Source organism: Variovorax paradoxus (assembly GCF_022009635.1).
Taxonomy (GTDB): Bacteria; Pseudomonadota; Gammaproteobacteria; order Burkholderiales; family Burkholderiaceae_C; genus Variovorax.
This window is the reverse complement of the sequence record NZ_CP091716.1, coordinates 5,487,420-5,505,554: the sequence shown is the minus strand read 5'-3', so window position 1 is coordinate 5,505,554 and position 18,135 is coordinate 5,487,420. Positions and strand designations below refer to the sequence as shown.

The 18,135-nt window shown below is 64.3% G+C and carries 19 protein-coding genes and 1 tRNA gene; 9 read left to right on the top strand and 11 right to left on the bottom strand.

Features of this window, described 5'->3' with window-relative positions; genetic code table 11:
- The first annotated feature begins 7 nt into the window (after positions 1 to 7).
- From L3V85_RS25550 to L3V85_RS25535, 4 genes are all read left to right on the top strand, one after another.
- Positions 8 to 334 (top strand): hypothetical protein, encoded by a 327-nt coding sequence (locus tag L3V85_RS25550; protein ID WP_237675472.1) that lies wholly within the window; start codon positions 8 to 10, stop codon positions 332 to 334.
- Positions 335 to 397: 63 nt separating this feature from the next.
- The gene (locus tag L3V85_RS25545; RefSeq protein WP_237675471.1) at positions 398 to 844 is read left to right on the top strand and encodes a hypothetical protein; all 447 of its coding nucleotides are present in this window, start codon (positions 398 to 400) and stop codon (positions 842 to 844) included.
- A 4-nt stretch (positions 845 to 848) separates the two neighbouring features.
- Positions 849 to 1,187, top strand: coding sequence for a hypothetical protein (locus L3V85_RS25540; protein ID WP_237675470.1), 339 nt, complete (start codon positions 849 to 851; stop codon positions 1,185 to 1,187).
- A 232-nt stretch (positions 1,188 to 1,419) separates the two neighbouring features.
- Positions 1,420 to 1,692 (top strand): hypothetical protein, encoded by a 273-nt coding sequence (locus L3V85_RS25535; protein WP_237675469.1) that lies wholly within the window; start codon positions 1,420 to 1,422, stop codon positions 1,690 to 1,692.
- 39 nt (positions 1,693 to 1,731) lie between these two features.
- Here L3V85_RS25535 and L3V85_RS25530 read toward each other — a convergent pair whose 3' ends face one another.
- Positions 1,732 to 3,609: a DUF2075 domain-containing protein gene (locus L3V85_RS25530; protein ID WP_237675468.1), complete on the bottom strand. Its 1,878-nt coding sequence runs from the start codon at positions 3,607 to 3,609 to the stop codon at positions 1,732 to 1,734.
- 1 nt (position 3,610) lies between these two features.
- Positions 3,611 to 4,024, bottom strand: coding sequence for a nucleotide pyrophosphohydrolase (locus L3V85_RS25525; RefSeq protein ID WP_237675467.1), 414 nt, complete (start codon positions 4,022 to 4,024; stop codon positions 3,611 to 3,613).
- Between the two features lie 381 nt (positions 4,025 to 4,405).
- Here L3V85_RS25525 and L3V85_RS25520 point away from each other — a divergent pair, with 381 nt between their 5' ends.
- Positions 4,406 to 5,125 (top strand): HNH endonuclease, encoded by a 720-nt coding sequence (locus L3V85_RS25520; RefSeq protein WP_237675466.1) that lies wholly within the window; start codon positions 4,406 to 4,408, stop codon positions 5,123 to 5,125.
- Positions 5,126 to 5,196: 71 nt separating this feature from the next.
- Here L3V85_RS25520 and L3V85_RS25515 read toward each other — a convergent pair.
- The 6 genes from L3V85_RS25515 to L3V85_RS25490 all read right to left on the bottom strand — a co-directional run bounded on the left by L3V85_RS25515 (position 5,197) and on the right by L3V85_RS25490 (position 11,825).
- Positions 5,197 to 5,272 (bottom strand) — tRNA-Thr (locus L3V85_RS25515).
- 25 nt (positions 5,273 to 5,297) lie between these two features.
- The gene (locus L3V85_RS25510; RefSeq protein ID WP_237675465.1) at positions 5,298 to 6,308 is read right to left on the bottom strand and encodes a class 1 fructose-bisphosphatase; all 1,011 of its coding nucleotides are present in this window, start codon (positions 6,306 to 6,308) and stop codon (positions 5,298 to 5,300) included.
- A gap of 26 nt (positions 6,309 to 6,334) precedes the next feature.
- A complete protein-coding gene (gene pepN, locus L3V85_RS25505; RefSeq protein WP_237675464.1) occupies positions 6,335 to 9,028 on the bottom strand; it encodes an aminopeptidase N in 2,694 nt (897 codons plus the stop codon).
- Positions 9,015 to 9,713: an HAD family hydrolase gene (locus tag L3V85_RS25500; RefSeq protein ID WP_237675463.1), complete on the bottom strand. Its 699-nt coding sequence runs from the start codon at positions 9,711 to 9,713 to the stop codon at positions 9,015 to 9,017. The genes pepN and L3V85_RS25500 overlap by 14 nt, the downstream gene beginning before the upstream one ends.
- Before the next feature lie 5 nt (positions 9,714 to 9,718).
- Positions 9,719 to 10,823, bottom strand: a protein-coding gene (prfB, locus tag L3V85_RS25495) for a peptide chain release factor 2 (protein ID WP_237675462.1) whose coding sequence is annotated in 2 segments (ribosomal slippage) — positions 9,719 to 10,741 and positions 10,743 to 10,823 — 1,104 coding nt in all. Because the reading frame shifts where the segments join, the coding sequence is not laid out codon by codon here.
- 186 nt (positions 10,824 to 11,009) lie between these two features.
- Positions 11,010 to 11,825 carry a MetQ/NlpA family ABC transporter substrate-binding protein gene (locus tag L3V85_RS25490; RefSeq protein ID WP_237675461.1) on the bottom strand — a complete coding sequence of 272 codons (816 nt, stop codon included), beginning with the start codon at positions 11,823 to 11,825 and terminating at the stop codon, positions 11,010 to 11,012.
- A 237-nt stretch (positions 11,826 to 12,062) separates the two neighbouring features.
- On the opposite strand from L3V85_RS25490, the gene L3V85_RS25485 reads away from it, so the two are divergent.
- From L3V85_RS25485 to L3V85_RS25470, 4 genes are read left to right on the top strand one after another with little or no spacing between them, the layout of a single operon-like run.
- Positions 12,063 to 12,950: a methionine ABC transporter ATP-binding protein gene (locus tag L3V85_RS25485; RefSeq protein ID WP_237675460.1), complete on the top strand. Its 888-nt coding sequence runs from the start codon at positions 12,063 to 12,065 to the stop codon at positions 12,948 to 12,950.
- Entirely contained in the window at positions 12,943 to 13,605 is a 663-nt protein-coding gene (locus L3V85_RS25480; RefSeq protein WP_081271273.1) for a methionine ABC transporter permease, read from the top strand. Before L3V85_RS25485 ends, L3V85_RS25480 begins: the two co-directional genes overlap by 8 nt.
- A 34-nt stretch (positions 13,606 to 13,639) precedes the next feature.
- A complete protein-coding gene (locus L3V85_RS25475) occupies positions 13,640 to 14,476 on the top strand; it encodes a MetQ/NlpA family ABC transporter substrate-binding protein (RefSeq protein ID WP_237675459.1) in 837 nt (278 codons plus the stop codon).
- 34 nt (positions 14,477 to 14,510) lie between these two features.
- Complete coding sequence (locus tag L3V85_RS25470) at positions 14,511 to 14,861, top strand: hypothetical protein (protein WP_237675458.1); 351 nt, start codon at positions 14,511 to 14,513, stop codon at positions 14,859 to 14,861.
- Positions 14,862 to 14,877: 16 nt separating this feature from the next.
- Here L3V85_RS25470 and L3V85_RS25465 read toward each other — a convergent pair whose 3' ends face one another.
- The 3 genes from L3V85_RS25465 to L3V85_RS25455 all read right to left on the bottom strand — a co-directional run bounded on the left by L3V85_RS25465 (position 14,878) and on the right by L3V85_RS25455 (position 18,075).
- Entirely contained in the window at positions 14,878 to 16,227 is a 1,350-nt protein-coding gene (locus tag L3V85_RS25465; RefSeq protein WP_237675457.1) for an LLM class flavin-dependent oxidoreductase, read from the bottom strand.
- A complete protein-coding gene (locus L3V85_RS25460; RefSeq protein ID WP_237675456.1) occupies positions 16,224 to 17,057 on the bottom strand; it encodes a MetQ/NlpA family ABC transporter substrate-binding protein in 834 nt (277 codons plus the stop codon). Before L3V85_RS25460 ends, L3V85_RS25465 begins: the two co-directional genes overlap by 4 nt.
- Positions 17,058 to 17,172: 115 nt before the next feature.
- The gene (locus L3V85_RS25455) at positions 17,173 to 18,075 is read right to left on the bottom strand and encodes a LysR family transcriptional regulator (protein WP_237675455.1); all 903 of its coding nucleotides are present in this window, start codon (positions 18,073 to 18,075) and stop codon (positions 17,173 to 17,175) included.
- Positions 18,076 to 18,135: the final 60 nt, after the last annotated feature.

The window sequence follows — 18,135 nt, the reverse complement described above, 5'->3', positions numbered from 1 at the left end:
TGCACCAATGCTCGACATCTACTTCGTCCCATCTTCATGCAGCACCATGCCCAAGGACCCGCGCGGGTTGGTGCATGCGGGCTCCATCGACTTCGATGCGCATCGCTCGTTGGCCGTTGTGTTCGACCAGTGCGGGCAGGCGGGCGCAAACCTCTCCTACTTCGATGACTCTCTGCTGCCCCTCGAGCAGATCGTGACGATGCAGCGTGTGTTCGACGAGAACACCAGCTCGCTTGGCGCTCATAGCGGGCAGACCGCTGCATTCAAGGCGATTCGGGGGATTCTTGATCGTGCCGAGGAACGGGGCATGGGGCTTGCGGCGTTCTGTGACTGATGCCCGCGACTTTGTGCGAGAGCCTGTCGACACGAGATCGCTTGATTCGCCCCTGAACTTGCCATGACGCCGACTATCCGGAAACTCGAATCTTTCGCCGCCGCAAGAGACTTCGGGCCGCTGCCCGATGCGCCCGCTCACGAACTGTCCGAAGTGCTCCACGCCTTCGGTGCAGCCACGGCGCACGCCACAGGCCGCGGCCCCGCTAACGATCGGTACTCGCATCTGATCGAATGCGAGTTCAGCAAGGAAATGCAGGCGCGCTTCTATGTCCGCTTCGACCTGCGCGTTTTCGTGGTCTTGCCGTACGTCATGACCGGCGGTGTGAAGCAGCTTGCTGTCGATCACGCGGAGCTTGCCAAGCTGTGTGCACCGATCGTGAAGGTGCTGCAAGACCGGAAGTTCGACCAAATTTCCTTCGATGATGCTGCGCGGTCTCTTTCGGACGAAATGTTCGATAAGGGATTCGCCGACGGCACAGTGCTGGCCTACTTCTTCGAGAGCCTGTAGGCCCATGACCGCGATGGCCCCCGGCAAGCTGTTGGCATATTGGGCAACGCGGCCGACCGTGATGCCGATGCAGGAAGAGCTGGGCCTGATCCGCGATATGCGTGCACTGGACACTGCCGACATCGCGAAGGATTTGGCGTCGTTCGTCTCGCTCATCGAGCTCGTCCAGCGATCGCATGCGAGCAACGGAATTTTCGAGATGACCGAGGCCGACGAAGCTCACACCGTCGATTTCTTCCGGTGGCTCAAGAGCCTGGAAAAGACGCTTGGCGTGCCGTTGGCAATGCACGCTGATGGCCTTCAGCTAACCTGCGCGGAACTACAGCAGCTGATGCCTCGATAGCGGCGAGTTCCGGGTGCGGGCAAATTGCGCGGATACGCATTGTTCGTGCGCCACAGCGTGCCAATGCGGCATTTCTCTTCTTACATTTGTCGGTCGCCGCGCCTCACGGCGGGACATCGATGCACACCGCGCGATGTCGATGTGAGGCACAAAAGGCGACGGCCAAGGTGCGCTAACACCATGGCCGTCTGACCAATCAACGTGCACGTACTTTGGAAAGCAAGCACATCAAATGGCTGATCGAATTATCGCCGGGCAAAACACGCCCTCATCCCACCACATCGCCACTGGGCCCGACGCCTTGGACATTCTTGAGAACAAGTTGTCCCAAATGCAATCTCTGCTGAGCTGCTGCTACGGCGACCGGAGTGGCTGGTTCGAAGAAATCGGCGAGCGGCATCGAGACAACCTCATGTGGCTCGCGTCCGACTTGGCGGACGACATCGCCCGGCTCGCCCAGGAGCTGCTGCAAAGGCTTCATGCGATGGATCAGCAACGCGCCTGAGGAGATCGGTCGGCGCGCACTTTGCTGCGCCGACCCTCTCTATGGCGAAGCCGCAGCGAGCGCGCCGGGTGACAGCCGCTCGCGAAAGTAGTTGGCGGTCTCTTCGTCGCTGCAGTAGACGTAACACCCCTTCATGCCGCGTGTCATCAGTGTGCGGTAGGTGTTCTTGATGATGAGATCCGCTTCTGCAGCGGCGCTTTCGGGGTTCTTCTTGAAGCGGGTCTTGTAGCCGCGCAGCGTCTTGTCGAAGCGGTCTCGTGCTGCCGGCACGGTCTGGACGTGTCCGTTTCGCACGATCAAATCTGGTCCGATGATGACCCCGATGTAGTCCACCTCCAGACCTTGACAGGTGTGAATGCAGCCCACCTCGTTGATCGAGTTCGGCGCAATGATCCACAGGCTTCCGTCGACGTCTAGGTTCCAGCGCTTGCGGTAGTCACCAATAACGATGTCGAAGGACTTCGGGTCTTTCTTGCTGGTCCACGGCCAGCAGTAGCCAGCGACCACGCGTGCCGTACCTGCCGTATTCTTCGCCGCGATCGATTCATGCAGCTCGCCGGGTGTGCCGAATACTTGAAAGTCGAACTCGGCTGTCGTGAGCGTGTTGTTGGCGGTCTCGCGTACATCGAGGGTGTTGTCGAGCCAAGCGATGTATCCGTCCGAGCCGCTGCACCTGAACTGCGAGGCCAGTTCGTGCTCCGACACCTCAGCGCCCTTGCCAACACCGAATTCACGGATGGTCTTCTTGGTGCCGATGTCGCTCAGCGTTACGCGCTGGTCTTCGTCGATGAAGAACACCGTGCACTTGGCGGCAGCAATGAGTTCCTTGACCTGGTTTTCGCCGAGATTTCCGTACAAGCCGCTCTTCTCGTTCAGCCGATGCGCCTCATCCACGATCAACACGTCGAACTGATCGGCGGGCGTATCGATGAAGCCACCAGAGCCCGTGAAGAGGTTGGCGTAGTGCGTGCGCTTCATCGTGCCCACGAGCTTGGTCTCATAGACACGTCTGGGCGCTGCGTTCTTCGAAACGTACTTGCAGTTGAGGCCGGCACCCATCAGGGTGACCAATGCGTTGATGGCGAGCACTGTCTTGCCAGTCCCCGGTCCGCCTTCGACGATCACTACCTTGGGACTCGCGCTCGATGCGGATCGGCCTGCGGCCAAGATGTGCTCGTAAACCTCTTTCTGATCATCGATCAAGATGAATTCGGCGTTCCCCTTCAACAAACCTGCAAGGCTGTCGCTGAGCGCCTTTGATGGCCGTATGCGGCCGTTAGCCAGTTCGTAGAGCACCTTCGGGTCGCCGAACTTGATGTGCTGCTTGATGAAGGTGCGCAGCAAGCCTCGTTCGGTCTCGCCCCGAAGAAACAGCGGTGCCTTCGCAATGTAATCGGCGTAGTGGTCCGAGTCGATGACGCCGTCGCGCTCGTAGTTATGCAGATAAGCGCAGGCTTGTACGGCGATGCCACCGGAGTAGACGGCCTCGTTGAAGCCCTCCAGCAGAGAGGCATAGGACCACGCTTGGTACGAGGGGTGCACGACTTCGCGGTGTCCGCCGCCGAGGTAGGTGCTGACCAGTGCGTCCTTCATAGAGGACTTCACCTTGTCCCATTGCTTTAGTTCGACGATGACGACGTTCTTCGCGTTGTCGTGACCTCGACCGGTCAAGCTGATATCGATGCGTTTGGAGCTTTGCGGGATGTGCAGTTCGACGGCCACGCCGACGTCGTCCGGAATTTCAGAGTCACTGAGTACCTTTGACATGTAGCCGAGCGAATCACGCCATGACCTCATCTCTGCCGCCGGCACTTTGCGGCCGGTGGCTCCGAGGTACTTGGCGAGGATGACGTCTTCGATATCCCGGTCGTTGTTGTCGCTGAGAAATTGCTTCTTGTCTGCCTCGTAGACGATCACATCAATCCTTCCCAGATTCGCCGGCTTCAGGCCGGCTGTGCTTCTTGCTGCTGCCGCGTACCTTGTCTGCGGGGTAGCGCAGGGCGTTTGCCTTCAGCTTTTGTTGAACGGCGGCGTTGAGGTCCACGCCCAGTACGGAAGACAGGCGAACGAGATAGAGCAAGACGTCCGCGATCTCGTCTTGCACAGCGCGAGCCGTTTGGGGGTCTTGGCCAGCCGCCTTGGAGGCTTCTTCCGGCATCCACTGGAAGATTTCGTTCAGTTCGCCGACTTCGCCGGTCAGTGCCATTACTAAGTTTTTGGGTGAATGGAACTGGGCCCAATCGCGCTCGTCTGCAAACTGCTCCAGGTGTGCTGCGAGTTGTGAGAGGTCTACGAGTGCCGTGTTTGACGTCGAATTGCTGGCGTCAGTCATGTGGGGTTTTTGCGTCTTTCATGGCCAATGCGATGCCAGCGAGCGGTCTTGCTTACATCTAAGAACAGCGCGTCTGCGAGGCAATCGTTAACTGCGGCGGACGTTGACGTTAAAGTATGTCACCAATCGTTAACTTGGAGCGGGTGATGAACGTCAATTTCTGTGCAATTCAGGGAGTACAGGCTCGAAGTGAGTCCTGTCACTCCGTTGAATTGACCCTTGGACGGTCGGCGCAGATTGATTTCGTTGCGAATTGAGATGGGGGACGCTCAAACGCCCCCGACCTTCACGCTGGGGCATATCTATCGCCGCTTGCAGGATCTCCACTTGGTCTATGGAGGGGGGCGGCAGGGTGGCATATCTAATTCCGCACAGGCCCCCGTGACCTTCCTGTTCACCGGAAGCGGCGATCGCTATGGCTACGCCGACCGATTCGACGAGGAGGGCACCTTCTTTTACTTCGGTGAAGGCCAAAAGGGCGACATGGAATTTGTCCGTGGCAACTTGGCGGTGCTGAACCATTCAAGCCATGGCAAGGCGCTGCACCTGTTTCATGCCGTCGGCAAGGGCAAGGGACAAAAATATCTTGGTGAATTTGTCTATCAGGATCACAAGTGGGTCATTGCGCCGGATGTAGACGGCAATTCCCGCAGGGCAATCATTTTTAGACTCGTGCCTGTCACGCGACTGGAGCAGTTCGAGCTTGCCTCGGCAGATGAGCCTGCGAAGCACATGACGCTTCAGGATTCGAGACGTCGGGCAATTGCCGCTTCTAAGGTCAATGGCTTGGAAGACAGCAAAAAGGGGAGCCGCACGATATACGAGCGCAGCCGAGCAGTACGCGACTATGTGCTGCAGCGTGCGGCCGGTGTCTGTGAGCTTTGCAAGGAGCCTGCGCCTTTTCGTCGAAGCGATGGGTTGCCGTACTTAGAGCCGCACCACACCACTCGCTTGTCTGACGGCGGCCCTGATCACCCGCAATTTGTTGCGGCGCTTTGCCCTGCATGCCATAGAGAAGTCCACTATGGCGAGCACGCTCAGCCAAAGAATCTGATGCTGAGGGAAAGACTTCGGGTTCTAGAGGCGTCTGAACCAACCTGATTTCGCGGCTGGCTTGACTAAGGGCCGGAAAGGAAAAAGCCCCTGACTCTTGCGAATCAGGGGCTTTTATTTGGTGCCGGAGAGATGAATCGAACACCCGACCTTCTCATTACGAATGAGCTGCTCTACCGACTGAGCTACACCGGCGAAGCCTCAGATTATAGACAAAAAATCAGGCTTTCTCGGCGTGGTACTGCGTCAATCGCTCAACTTCGTTTCTAGAACCCAACATCACGCTCACGCGCTCGTGCAGTTTGGTGGGTTGCAGCTCCAGGATGCGCTGCTTGCCGTTGGTGGCGGCGCCGCCTGCCTGCTCGACCAGCCAGCTCATGGGGTTGGCCTCGTACATCAGGCGCAGCTTGCCGGCCTTTTCGGGCTCGCGCTTGTCCCACGGGTACATGAAGACGCCGCCGCGCATCAGGATGCGGTGCACGTCGGCCACCATGCTGGCGATCCAGCGCATGTTGAAGTCCTTGCCGCGCGGGCCTTCCTTGCCGGCCAGGCATTCGTCGATGTAGCGCTTCACGGGCTCGTCCCAGTGGCGCATGTTGCTCATGTTGATGGCAAATTCCTTGGTGTCGGCCGGAATCTGGATGTCTTCCTGCGTCAGCACGAAGCTGCCTTGCTCGCGGTCGAGCGTGAACATGGCCACGCCGTTGCCCACGGTCAGCACCAGGGTGGTCTGGGGGCCGTAGATGCAGTAGCCGGCCGCCACCTGCTGCGTGCCGGGCTGCAGGAAGTCGTTTTCCTGCACACCAGGGTGGTCGTCGGGCTTCTTCAGCACGCTGAAGATGGTGCCGATGCTCACGTTCACGTCGATGTTGCTGCTGCCGTCCAGCGGGTCGAACATGAGCAGGTATTCGCCCTGCGGGTAGCGGTTGGGCACCACGTGGATGGATTCCATTTCCTCGCTGGCCATGGCCGCGAGGTGGCCGCCCCATTCGTTGGCCTCGATGAGCACTTCGTTGGCGATGATGTCCAGCTTCTTCTGGATCTCGCCCTGCACGTTCTCGCTCTCGGCCGTGCCGAGCACGCCGCCCAGCGCGCCCTTGTTGACGGCCTGGCTGATGCTCTTGCAGGCGCGAGCGACCACTTCGAGCAGCAGGCGCAGCTGGCCGGGAATAAGGCCGTCGGCGCGCTGTTGTTCGACGAGGTAGCGGGTGAGGGAAATCTTTTGAGCCATGTGTCTTCCGGGTTCGGGGTTCTTCTTCAGTTGCCTGCAAGAGCGCGGGTCACGACCTCGTGCGTGTCCTTGCTCAGGTCGGGCTTGGCGGCCACACGGGCGATGGCTTCGCGCGCGGCGCTGCGGTAGGGCTCGGCCAGCTTGCTCCAGCGGTCGAGGGCACGCGCGAGGCGGGCGGCGACCTGAGGGTTGATGGCGTCGAGCTCGATCACGCGCTCGCTCCAGAACACATAGCCGGCCGCGTCGGGGCGGTGGAAGGCGCCGGGGTTGGCGCTGCAGTAGCTGAAGATCACGCTGCGCGCGCGGTTGGGGTTCTTCAGCGAGAAGTCGGGGTGCTTCATCAGCTGCTTGACCAGCGGCAGCACGTCGCCGCCGCGGTCGCTGGCGCCGGCCTGCAGGGAGAACCACTTGTCGATGACCAGCGCCTCGTCCTTGAAGATGGCGTGGAAGCGCGCGAGCGCCTGCGCCGCCAGGGTGTGGCCCGACGACACCAGCGCGTTGAGCGCGTTGAAGCGGTCGGTCATGTTGCCCGCGTCCTTGAAGCGCTGCAGCGTCTTGCCCGGCCACACCACGTCGCCGGAGGAGCGCGCCGCCAGGCACAGGAAGTTGAGCGCCATGCCTGCCAGCGCGCGGCGGCCCGACGAGGTCGGGTCGGGGCTGTAGGCGCCGGTGTCGTGGTTGTCTTCGTAGGCCTGTTGCCAGTCGGCGAAGAGGGCGGTGGCCAGCTGGGCGCGCATGGCTTCGCGCACCAGGTGCACGCGCTGCGGGTCGACCACTTCGAGCTGCTCGGCAATGTAGGTTTCCGACGGCAGCGTGAGCACCAGTTCCTTGAAGGCGGCGTCGAGCTGCGGGTTGCGCAGCACGCTGCGCATGGCGTCGATGTAGGCGTCGTTCAGCACCGGCGTGGTGTCGGTCGCCAGGGCGCCGATGCCCTGCAGCGCGGCGCGCAGGCCCAGGCGCTGGCCGGCTTCCCAGCGGTTGAACGGGTCGGGGTCGTTGGCCAGCAGGGTCAGCAGCTGGGCGTCGGTGTACTCGAAGTCGAGGATCACCGGCGCGCTGAAGCCGCGCAATATGGAAGGCACCGGCTCGGCGTCCAGGCCCACGAAGGTGATCTGCTCGCCGGCGCGCGACAGCACCAGGGTGCGCGTGCCGCGCGTGACTTCGCTTTCGCCTTCGAGCTGCAGCGGCAGTTCGCGGCCGTTGGCGTCGAGCAGGCCCACGTTCAGCGGAATGACGAAGGGTTCCTTGGCCGGCTGGCCCGGGGTGGGCGGGCAGCTCTGCACCACGCTCAGGGTGTAGCTGCGGTTGGCCGGGTCGTACACGCCGTGGGCGGCAAGGCGCGGCGTGCCGGCCTGGCTGTACCAGCGCTTGAACTGGGGCAGCAGGCGGGCCAGTTCCGATTCGGGGTTGGCGTCGGCGATGGCCTGGGCGAAGTCGTCGCAGGTCACGGCCTGGCCGTCGTGGCGCTCGAAGTAGAGCGTGATGCCCTTCTCGAAGCCCTTGCGGCCGACCAGCGTCTGCATCATGCGCACCACCTCGGCACCCTTTTCGTAGATGGTGACGGTGTAGAAGTTGCTGATCTCGATGTAGCTGTCGGGCCGCACCGGGTGGGCCATGGGGCCCGCGTCTTCGGGGAACTGGGCGGTGCGCAGAACGCGAACGTCTTCGATGCGCTTCACCGCGCGGGCCGAGGCGTCGGCGCACAGGTCCTGGCTGAATTCCTGGTCGCGGAAGACGGTGAGGCCTTCCTTCAGCGAGAGCTGGAACCAGTCGCGGCAGGTCACGCGGTCGCCGCTCCAGTTGTGGAAGTACTCGTGGCCGACCACGCTTTCGATGTTGCTGTAGTCGGCGTCGGTGGCGGTGGCCTGGTTGGCCAGAACGTACTTCGTGTTGAAGATGTTCAGGCCCTTGTTCTCCATGGCGCCCATGTTGAAGTCGCTGGTGGCGACGATCATGAAGCGGTCCAGGTCCAGCGGCAGGCCGAAGCGGGCTTCGTCCCACAGCACCGAGTTGATGAGCGAGTTCATCGCGTGCTCGGTCTTGTCGAGGTCGCCGGCGCGCACGTACACCTGCAGCAGGTGTTCCTTGCCGCTGCGTGCCTTGATGCGCTGCTCGCGCGCCACCAGCTTGCCCGCCACCAGGGCGAACAGGTAGCTGGGTTTCTTGAACGGGTCGACCCACTTGGCGAAGTGCCGGCCTTCGGGCAGCTCGCCTTGCTCGACCAGGTTGCCGTTCGACAGCAGCACCGGGTAGGCGGCCTTGGCGGCGCGCAGCGTGACGGTGTAGCTCGCCATCACGTCCGGGCGGTCGAGGAAATAGGTGATGCGGCGGAAGCCCTCGGCCTCGCACTGCGTGAAGAAGGTGTCTTCGCTCACGAACAGGCCCATCAGCTTGGTGTTCTTGATGGGGCAGCAGGTGGTGAAGAGTTCGAGCTCGAAAGCATCGGGCAGGCCGTCGATGACGAGCTGGTCGCCCTCCATGCGGAACGACGCGCCCTGGCCGTTGACCAGCACGCGCGCCAGGTTCAGCTCGTCGCCGTCCAGGCGCAGCGGCTGCACCGGCACCTCGGGGTTGCGGCGCATCTGCATGCGGTTGAGCACGCGGGTCTTGGCGGGGTCGAGGTCGAAGGTCAGGTCGACGGTGTCGATCCAGTAGGCCGGCGCGGCGTAGTCTTCGCGGCGAATGGCAATGGGTTGCCCTTGGGCGTCACGCTGCAGCATCGAGGGTCTCCAGAAAATTTGAATGGGCGAGTTCGTTGTAGTCGCGAACGGCGGCGATCACGTGGGGGCCTGCCAGTTCGGCTGCGGTGTGGGTGCTGCACACGGCCACGGCGCGCATGCCGCCGCGGCGGGCTGCCTCGATGCCGAAGGGCGCGTCTTCGAAGACGATGCAGCGCTCGGGCGCCACGCCGATGCGGCGCGCGGCTTCGAGAAAGATGGCGGGCGTGGGCTTGCCGGTGAAGCCCTCGTCGCCGCCCACGATGGCCAGCGGCAGCGGGTCCATCTTCAGGCGCGACATGGCGAACTCGATGTTGTGCCTGTCGCCCGCCGTGCCCACGGCCACCTTCAGGCCGCGCGTCTCGGCCGCCCTGGCGAAGGCGGTGAAGCCCGCTACTTCGGTGAAGTTGTCGTGGAACATGGCACGGTAGATCTCTTCCTTCTCGTGCACCAGGGCCTGGCACTCGGCGTCGGACAGCTCGCGCTCGAACAGCTCGCGCATGCTCTCCGTGCCGGTGCGGCCGGTGGTGCGAGCGAGGATCTCGCTCACGTCGAGCTTCACGCCGTGGTTCTGCGCGAATTCGACCCACGACCGCGCATGCCAGGGCATGGAGTCGATCATGGTGCCGTCCATGTCGAAGATGAAGGCTTCGACCTTGCCACCGTCCGTCGGGCTTTTCAGGCTCATCGGGGTTACACGCCTTGCTTGAGAGAGGCTTCGATGAACACGTCGAGGTCGCCGTCCAGCACCTTCTGGGTGGCCGAGACTTCCACGTTGGTGCGCAGGTCCTTGATGCGGCTGTTGTCCAGCACGTAGCTGCGGATCTGGTGGCCCCAGCCCACGTCGGTCTTGCTGTCTTCCAGCTTCTGCTGCTCTTCCTGGCGCTTGCGCATCTCGTGGTCGTACAGGCGCGAGCGCAGGCGCTTCCACGCCACGTCGCGGTTGCTGTGCTGGCTGCGGCCGTCCTGGCACTGCACCACGATGCCGGTCGGAATGTGCGTCAGGCGCACGGCCGAGTCGGTCTTGTTGATGTGCTGGCCGCCGGCGCCGCTGGCGCGGAAGGTGTCGGTGCGCACGTCCGACGGATTGATCTCGATCTCGATGGAGTCGTCGATTTCCGGGTACACGAAGATGCTGGCAAAGCTGGTGTGGCGCCCGCCCGACGAGTCGAACGGCGACTTGCGCACCAGGCGGTGCACGCCCGTTTCGGTGCGCAGCAGTCCGAAGGCGTAGTCGCCCTCGACCTTGATGGTCGCGCCCTTGATGCCGGCGGTGTCGCCGGGCGTTTCGTCTTCGATCTGCGTCTTGAAGCCCTTGCGCTCGGCGTACTTCAGGTACTGGCGCAGCAGCATGCTGGCCCAGTCGCAGGCCTCGGTGCCGCCGGCGCCGGCCTGGATGTCGACGAAGGCGTTCAGCGGATCGGCCGGGTTGTTGAACATCCGGCGGAATTCGAGCTGCTTGATGTCGGCTTCGAGCACGGCGGCGTCATCGGCGATGGCCTGCAGGCCGTCCATGTCGCCTTCTTCCTTCGACATCTCGAAGAGTTCGGTGTTGTCCGACAGCCCGTTGGTGAGCCGGTCGAGCGTGACGACCACGTCGTCGAGCGACTTCTTTTCCTTGCCCAGTTCCTGGGCCTTCTTCGGGTCGTTCCAGACGTTCGGGTCTTCGAGCGATGCGTTGACTGTCCTCAGTCGTTCAGCTTTGGCATCGTAGTCAAAGATACCTCCGTAAATCGACCGTGCGGACGCTCAGGTCCGCGAGCATTGCGCCGATTTGGTTGATCTGTTCTGCGTCCATGGGGTGTCCTGACTGTGTTCGGGGAAACCGGGCATTTTCTCATGCTCCGGTGAACGGCCAGGGAGCGCCCCCGTATTGCTCCTTCCCCCGCTGGGGGAAGGCTGGGATGGGGGCGGGCAGGGCGTTTCGCGCGAGCGCCGCTTGCCCCCACCCCGGCCCTCCCCCAGCGGGGGAGGGAGAAGGTCATCAGAACGCGGGAATCAGCGAGCCCTTGAACTGGGTCTCGATGAAGCTCTTCACCTCCGGCGACTGGTAGGCGGCCACCAGGCGCTTGGCCCAGGGCTTGTCCTTGTCGGCGCGGCGCACGGCGATCAGGTTGGCGTAGGGGCTCTTGGGCGACTCCTTGATCACGGCGTCCTTGTTGAACGACAGGCCGGCCTTCTCCGCGTAATCGTTGTTGATGGCGGCAATGGCCAGGTCGTCGAGCGAGCGCGGCAGCTGGGCGGCGTCCAGCGCCACCAGCTTCAGCTTCTTGGGGTTGGTCACCACGTCCAGCGGGGTGGCGTTGTTGTTCTTCACCGCCTCGGGCTTGAGGGTGATGAGGCCGGCCTGCTGCAGCAGCAACAGCGCGCGGTTGCCGTTCGACGGATCGTTCTGGATGCCGACGGAGGCGCCGTCCGCCAGTTGGTCGATCGACTTGATCTTGTGCGAATAGAAGCCCAGCGGCGCGGTGATGGTCAGGCCCACCGGCACCAGGTCGAAGCCGCGCGCCTTGATCTGGTTGTCCAGGAAGGGCTGGTGCTGGAAGGCGTTGGCGTCCAGGTCGCCCGAGGCCAGCGCCGCGTTGGGCAGCTGGTAGTCGTTGAACACCACGACCTGGATGTTCAGCCCGTCCTTGGCGGCGACCTTCTTGACCACCTCGAAGATCTGCTCGCCGTTGCCGACGGAAACGCCGACCTTGATGTTGTTCTTGTCCTGGGCCAGGGCAGCGCCGCCGGCGCCGAAAAGGGCTGCGGCCAGCGTGACGGCGAAGAGGCTGCGGCGACGGAAAGTGGAATGCATGACAGTGCGGAATCGAAAAAATGAAGGCGCGAATGTGGCATTGCAGCAAGCGATTGGGAACGAACCAATAGGCATATCGATATGGCGTGTATGGCGCGCATCGAGGTTTTCTTATGCCGCTTGCGATATAAACAGCATCCTTTTTCTTCGTTCCCTTCTGCCGCTTTTGTTTTCATACTCGGCACCTTTTTCGCGAACCTTCGTGTCCGGCGCCCTCGCTGGCCGCGCTTCTTCCCAATGAGCCATCCTTCGCCCGATGCGGGCCGCGGCAGCGCGGCACCGGTCATCCGCCTGCAATCCGTGCAGAAGTCCTTCGCGCTGCCCAGTGGCGAGGTGTTCGACGCCGTGCACTCGCTGTCGCTCGAGATCCAGCAGGGCGACGTGTTCGGCCTGATCGGCAAGAGCGGCGCCGGCAAGTCGACGCTGCTGCGCCTGATCAACCTGCTGGAGCGGCCCGACGCGGGCCAGGTCTTCGTGGGCGGGCGCGACCTCACCACGCTCTCGCGCAGCGAACTGCGCGACACGCGCCAGAACATCGGCATGATCTTCCAGCAGTTCAACCTGCTGCAGAACGCCACGGTGTTCGACAACGTGGCCTTCCCGCTGAAGATCCACGGCCGCCACTCCAAGGCCGAAATCGATGCCCGCGTGCGCGAGTGCCTCGCCCTGGTGGGCCTGGCCGAGAAGATCGACACCTACCCGGCGCAGCTGTCCGGCGGCCAGAAGCAGCGCGTGGCCATCGCCCGCGCGCTGGCGCCGCGCCCGCAGGTGCTGCTGTGCGACGAGCCCACCTCGGCGCTCGACTCCGAAACCACGCGCTCCCTGCTGGAGACGCTGCGCGACATCAACCAGAAGATCGGCGTGACCATCGTGATCGTGACGCACGAGCTGTCGGTGGTCGAGGTGCTGTGCCGCAACGTGGCCATCCTCGAGAAGGGCCGCCTGATCGAGCAGTTCGCCGTCGAAGAGGCGCCGAACGAGGAGCGCAAGACCGCGCTGGGCCGCGAGATCGACGAACTGGTGCGCCGACGCGAACGCGACGTGCGCGAACAGCAGCAGGCTCAGCAGCAACAACAAGACCGCGCCGCGACGGCCGCTGCCGCCAAGGAGCCCGCCTATGTTTGAGAACATCGCCCCCATCCTCCCCGAGCTGTGGGTCGCCACCGGCCAGACTTTCATGATGCTGGCCATCGGCCTCACGGCGGCGGTGCTCATCGGCGGGCCGCTGGGCATCCTGCTGTTCCTGCTGGGCCCCGGCCAGTCGCTGGAGAACAAGCCTGCGTTCCTGGTGCTCAACTGGCTGGTGAACACGGTGCGCTCGTTCCCGTTCATCATCCTGCTGGTGGCGCTGGTGCCGTTCACGCGGGTGATCGCTGGCACGTCGATCGGCCCGCTGGCGGCCGCGGTGCCGCTGTCGTTCGCGGCCATTCCCTACCTGGCGCGGCTGGTCGACCAGTGCCTGCGCGAAGTGCCGCGCGGCGTGATCGAGGCGGCCCACGCGATGGGCGCGACCGAACTGCAGATCGTCTGGCGCGTGCTGCTGGTGGAGGCCCGTTCGGGCCTGGTGCTGGCGCTGACGGTGCTGGCCGTGAGCTTCCTGTCTTACTCGGCGGTGGCCGGCGTGGTGGGCGGCGGCGGCATCGGCGACCTGGCCATCCGCTACGGCTACTACCGTTTCCAGACCGACGTGATGGTGCTCACCGTGGCGCTGCTCGTGGTGCTGGTACAGATCCTGCAGTTCGTGGGCAACACCACGGCAAGCAGGCTCGACAAGCGTTGATTCTTTCTTTCTCCCTAGCTAGCTTTTTCATCTCATGAAGACCGTTTTCCTGCGCCGTTCCGTTCTCGCCCTGTCGCTGTCCGCGCTGTCTGTCCTGTCTCTGGGCGGCCTCTCGCTGCAGGCCCATGCGCAAGACCCCGCTAAGAAGAACCTCGTGATCGGCGGCACCGCCGGCTCCAACACCGACCAGCTCAAGGCCGGCATCGTGCCCCTGCTCGAAAAGAAGGGCTACAAGGTCAAGCTGGTCGAGTTCAACGATTACGTGCAGCCCAACCTGGCGCTGGCCCAGGGTTCGCTCGACGCAAACTTCTTCCAGCATCAGGTCTACCTGAAGAAGTTCGCGGCCGACCAGAAGCTCGACATCACCGAACTGGTGCAAGGCCCGATCGCCCCCATGGGCGTGTACTCGACCAAGCGCAAGACGCTGGCCGAAGCCAAGGAAGGCGACCGCGTGACGCTGCCGAACGACCCGAGCAACCTGGCCCGCGCGCTGGTGCTGTTGGAGCAGAACAAGCTGATCACCATCAAGGCCGGCATCGATCCGCTGCGCGCCAGCGAAAAGGACGTGGCCGAGAACCCGAAGAAGCTGAAGTTCATTCCGCTCGAAGCCGCGCAGCTGCCGCGTTCGCTGGGCGACACCGAGTACGCCATCGTCAACGGCAACTTCGCGATCTCGTCGGGCCTGAAGCTCACCGAGGCCGTGGTGCTCGAGAAGACGCCCGACTACTACCTGAATGTGGTGGCCGTGAAGACCGCCGACAAGAACACCCAGTGGGCCAAGGACATCGCCGAGGCTTACCGCTCGAAGGAGTTCAAGGCGGTGGTCGACAGCAAGTTCCAGGGCTACGCCAAGCCCAGCTTCCTGCAGTAATCCATTTCTCCCTTCCTCAGACCAAGGACACCCCATGCCCGTTCTGGCCATATTCGATGCCCAAGGAAGCTGGCGCGACACGCATGTGTGCGACGGCTGGATCACCGAACATCTGGCCGGGCAGGGCGTGAGTTGGGGGCGCGGCAAGAAGAAGGGGCAGCGCGTGCTGGACAGCGCGGGGCTGTTCTACGTGCCTACCGCCGATGGCTATCTGGGGCTGCTGCTGGAGGCCGGCGAGTGGGCGGCCATGCCGGCCGGCAAGCCGCATTTCTTCGATGCGGGCGAGGCGGAGTCGCTCGACGGCCTGCCTGCTTCGTTGCCGCTCTTCGAGGCCTTCGTCGAAGAAGTCCTGTCCCTGACCGGGAACGACGCCGACGAGGAGTGAGCGAGCGAACGAGCGGCTACGCCGCCAGCCGCTGCGCAGCCCGCCCACCAGGCCGCGCCAACCCGAGGTGATCGCGCAGAGTGCGCCCCTCGTAGTCTTTGCGGAAGATTCCGCGCTTCTGCAGGATCGGCACCACGCCGTCGACGAAGTCCTGCAGCCCGTGCGGAAGCGCATCGGGCATCAGGTTGAACCCATCGGCCGCGCCGGCCTTGAACCAGCGTTCGATGTCGTCCGCGATCTGCTCCGGCGTGCCGACGATCACGCGGTGCCCGCCGCCGCCCGCCAGTTCGCGGATCAGCTGGCGCACCGTGTAGCCGTGCGTGCGGCCTGCCGCCACCACGGCGTTGAAAAAAGTGTGGTTGCCGTTGCCATTGGCCGGCAGCGGCAGGTCGTCGGGCAGGCGCTCGTCGAGCTTCAGGCGCTCGGGCGAGATGCCCAGGGTGCCTGCCACCCGCGTCAGGCTGTAGTCCCACGGAATCAGGTCGACCAGCTCGTCGCGGCGGCGCAGGGCCTCGGCCTCCGTGCTGCCGACGATGGTCGTCAGGCCCGCGAGCACCTTCACCGCGTCAGGCCCACGGCCCAGTTCGGCGGCGCGGGTCTTCAGGGCGCGCGCATACGCCAGCGACTCCTCGAACGACTGCGAGGCCGAGAACACCGCCTCCGCATGGCGCGAGGCCAGCTCGCGCCCGTCGGCGGACGCGCCGGCCTGCACCAGCACCGGGTGCCCCTGCGGCGGGCGCGGCAGGTTCAGCGGCCCCTGCACCGCGAAGTGCTCGCCCCGGTGCGCTATGGCGTGCACCTTGGCCGTGTCGATGAAGCTGCCCGCGGCCTTGTTGCCGACGAAGGCGTCGTCTTCCCAGCTGTCCCACAGCGCCTTCACGATGTCGGTGAACTCCGAGGCGCGTGCGTAGCGCCTGGCATGGTCGGGCACGGCGTCGAGGCCGAAATTGCGCGCCGACGGCAGGTCGGCCGTGGTCACCACGTTCCAGCCCGCCCGGCCGCCGCTCACATGGTCGAGCGTGGCGAAGCGGCGGGCGATGTTGTAGGGCTCGTTGTAGCTGGTCGAGGCGGTGGCGATCAGGCCGATGTGCGTGGTGGCGGCCGCCACGCAGGCCAGCAGCACCGTGGGCTCCAGCGCGGTGATCGGGCGGAAGTGGATCTGGTCGACGATGGCCGCGTTGTCCGCGAGGAACACCGCGTCGAGCTTGGCCGCCTCGGCGATCCGGGCGGTGCGGATGTAGTGCTGGATGTCCGCAAAGGCCCACGGGTCGCTCTCCGGCAGGCGCCAGGCCGAGGGCACGAAGCCCGAGTGCAGGATGTTGACGTTCAGGTGCAGCTGTCGGGGCTTGGTTGTCGAGTGGCTCATTGCGAGAAATAGTCGGGCAGGCGGTAGCCGGCCCAGCTCGGGTTGGCCTTGAAGAAACGCTGGAACTCCGGCGACTGGTAGGCGGCCGCGATGTCTTTCGCGAACTTCGCGTTCTCGTTGCTGCGCTTGACGGCCACCACGTTCACGTAGGGCAGCGTCATGTCCTCGAGCTTGAGCGCCTCGGTGAGCTTCAGCCCCGAGGCCACGGCGAAGTTGCCCTGCACCGCGACGATGTCGGCATCGGCCAGCGAGCGCGGGGCTTGCGCGGCTTCGAGCGGCACGAGCTTCAGGCGCTTGGGATTGGTCGCGATGTCGCGCTCCGACACCGCGATGGGGCTCACACCCGGCTTGAGCGTGACCCAGCCGACGGCCGCGAGGATGTTGAGCGCGCGCGCCGCGTTCACCGGGTCCGAAGGCAGCGTGACGGTGGCGCCGTCGGGCACCGCGTCGAGCGACTTGTGGCGCTGCGAGTACAGGCCCATGGGCGGTGTCGGCACATGCACGATGGGCACCAGGTCGAAGCCCTGCTGCTTGTTGGTGGCGTTCAGGTACAGCGTGTGCTGGAAGATGTTGGCGTCGATCTGCCCGCGCTCCACCGCGTCGTTGGGCTGCACGCCCTGGCTGAATTCCACGTACTTGACGGCGTAGCCCAGCTTCTTCAGCTGGGGCTCGATGCCGTTGGTGAAGGCGTCGCGATAGGGGCCGGGCATAAAGCCCACGCGCAGGTCGGCGGCCTGGGCCGACACATGGAGGAACAGGCCCAGCGCAAGGCTGCCGAGCAGCGAGGCGGACCAGCGTGCCGGCAAGGGCGCGCGCAACGGAAAACGCATGACAGGCAACTCCGGGGAGCAAAGGGAGCTGGGCACTCTAGGCCGCGCTGCCTGCCGTGCGAACGAAGATTCGCGCGCTTGGTTATCCGCTCGGCAAATATCCGCAGACCATCCGTCAGCCAGGCTGGCCTTCGCGCTTGAGAAAGTCGACGAAAGCCCGCAGCGGCGCGGGCATGTGGGTGCGGCTGGGGTAGTACAGGAACGGCCCCGAAAAGCTCTGCCACCAGTCTTCGAGCACCGGCACCAGCGTGCCGCGCTCGATGGCGGGGCGCAGGTATTCGTCGAAGGTGTAGATCAGGCCCAGGCCCGCTTCGGCGGCGTGCAGCTCGAGGTCGGGCATCGAGGCGACCAGCGGGCCGGTCGGCGTGATCTTCACCGCCTTGCCCTTGCGCACGAAGCCCCAGGCCGCGAGCACGCCGCTCGGAAAGCGGTGGGCGATGCAGGCGTGTTCGAGCAGGTCGGAGGGGTGCTTGGGCGTGCCGTGCCTGGCCAGGTAGGCGGGCGAAGCGGCGGCCACGAAGCGCTGGGTGCGCGGGCCCAGCGGCACGGCGATCATGTCGCGGGCAATGCTCTCGTCATAGCGGATGCCGGCGTCGAAGCCGGCCGAGAGCACGTCGATGAAGGTGTCGTTCGCCGCGATTTCCAGCGTGATGCCGGGGTGCGCGTGCAGGAAGCGGCTGACCAGCGGCGGCAGCACGCGCTGCGCCACGATGGTCGGCACGTTCAGCCGCAGCGTGCCGGTGGGGCTGTCGCGAAAGCTGTTGAGCGTGTCGAGCGCGCCGGCGATGTCGTCGAGCGCGGGCGAGATGCGGTCGAGCAGGCGCTGGCCCGCTTCGGTGGGGGTGACGCTGCGCGTGGTGCGGTTCAGCAGCCGCACGCCCAGCTGCGCTTCCAGCCTGCGCATGGCCTCGCTGAGCGAGGAGGGCGACACGCCGCGCAGGGCCGCCGCGCCGCGAAAACCACGCGCCCGCGTCACGGCCACGAAGGCGCCCAGGTCCGAGAGGTCGGGTTCGGTCATGGCGCGATTGTGCTTTTTTCCGCACAACCTGTGCGGCGGCGGGCGGATTATCGAACAGAC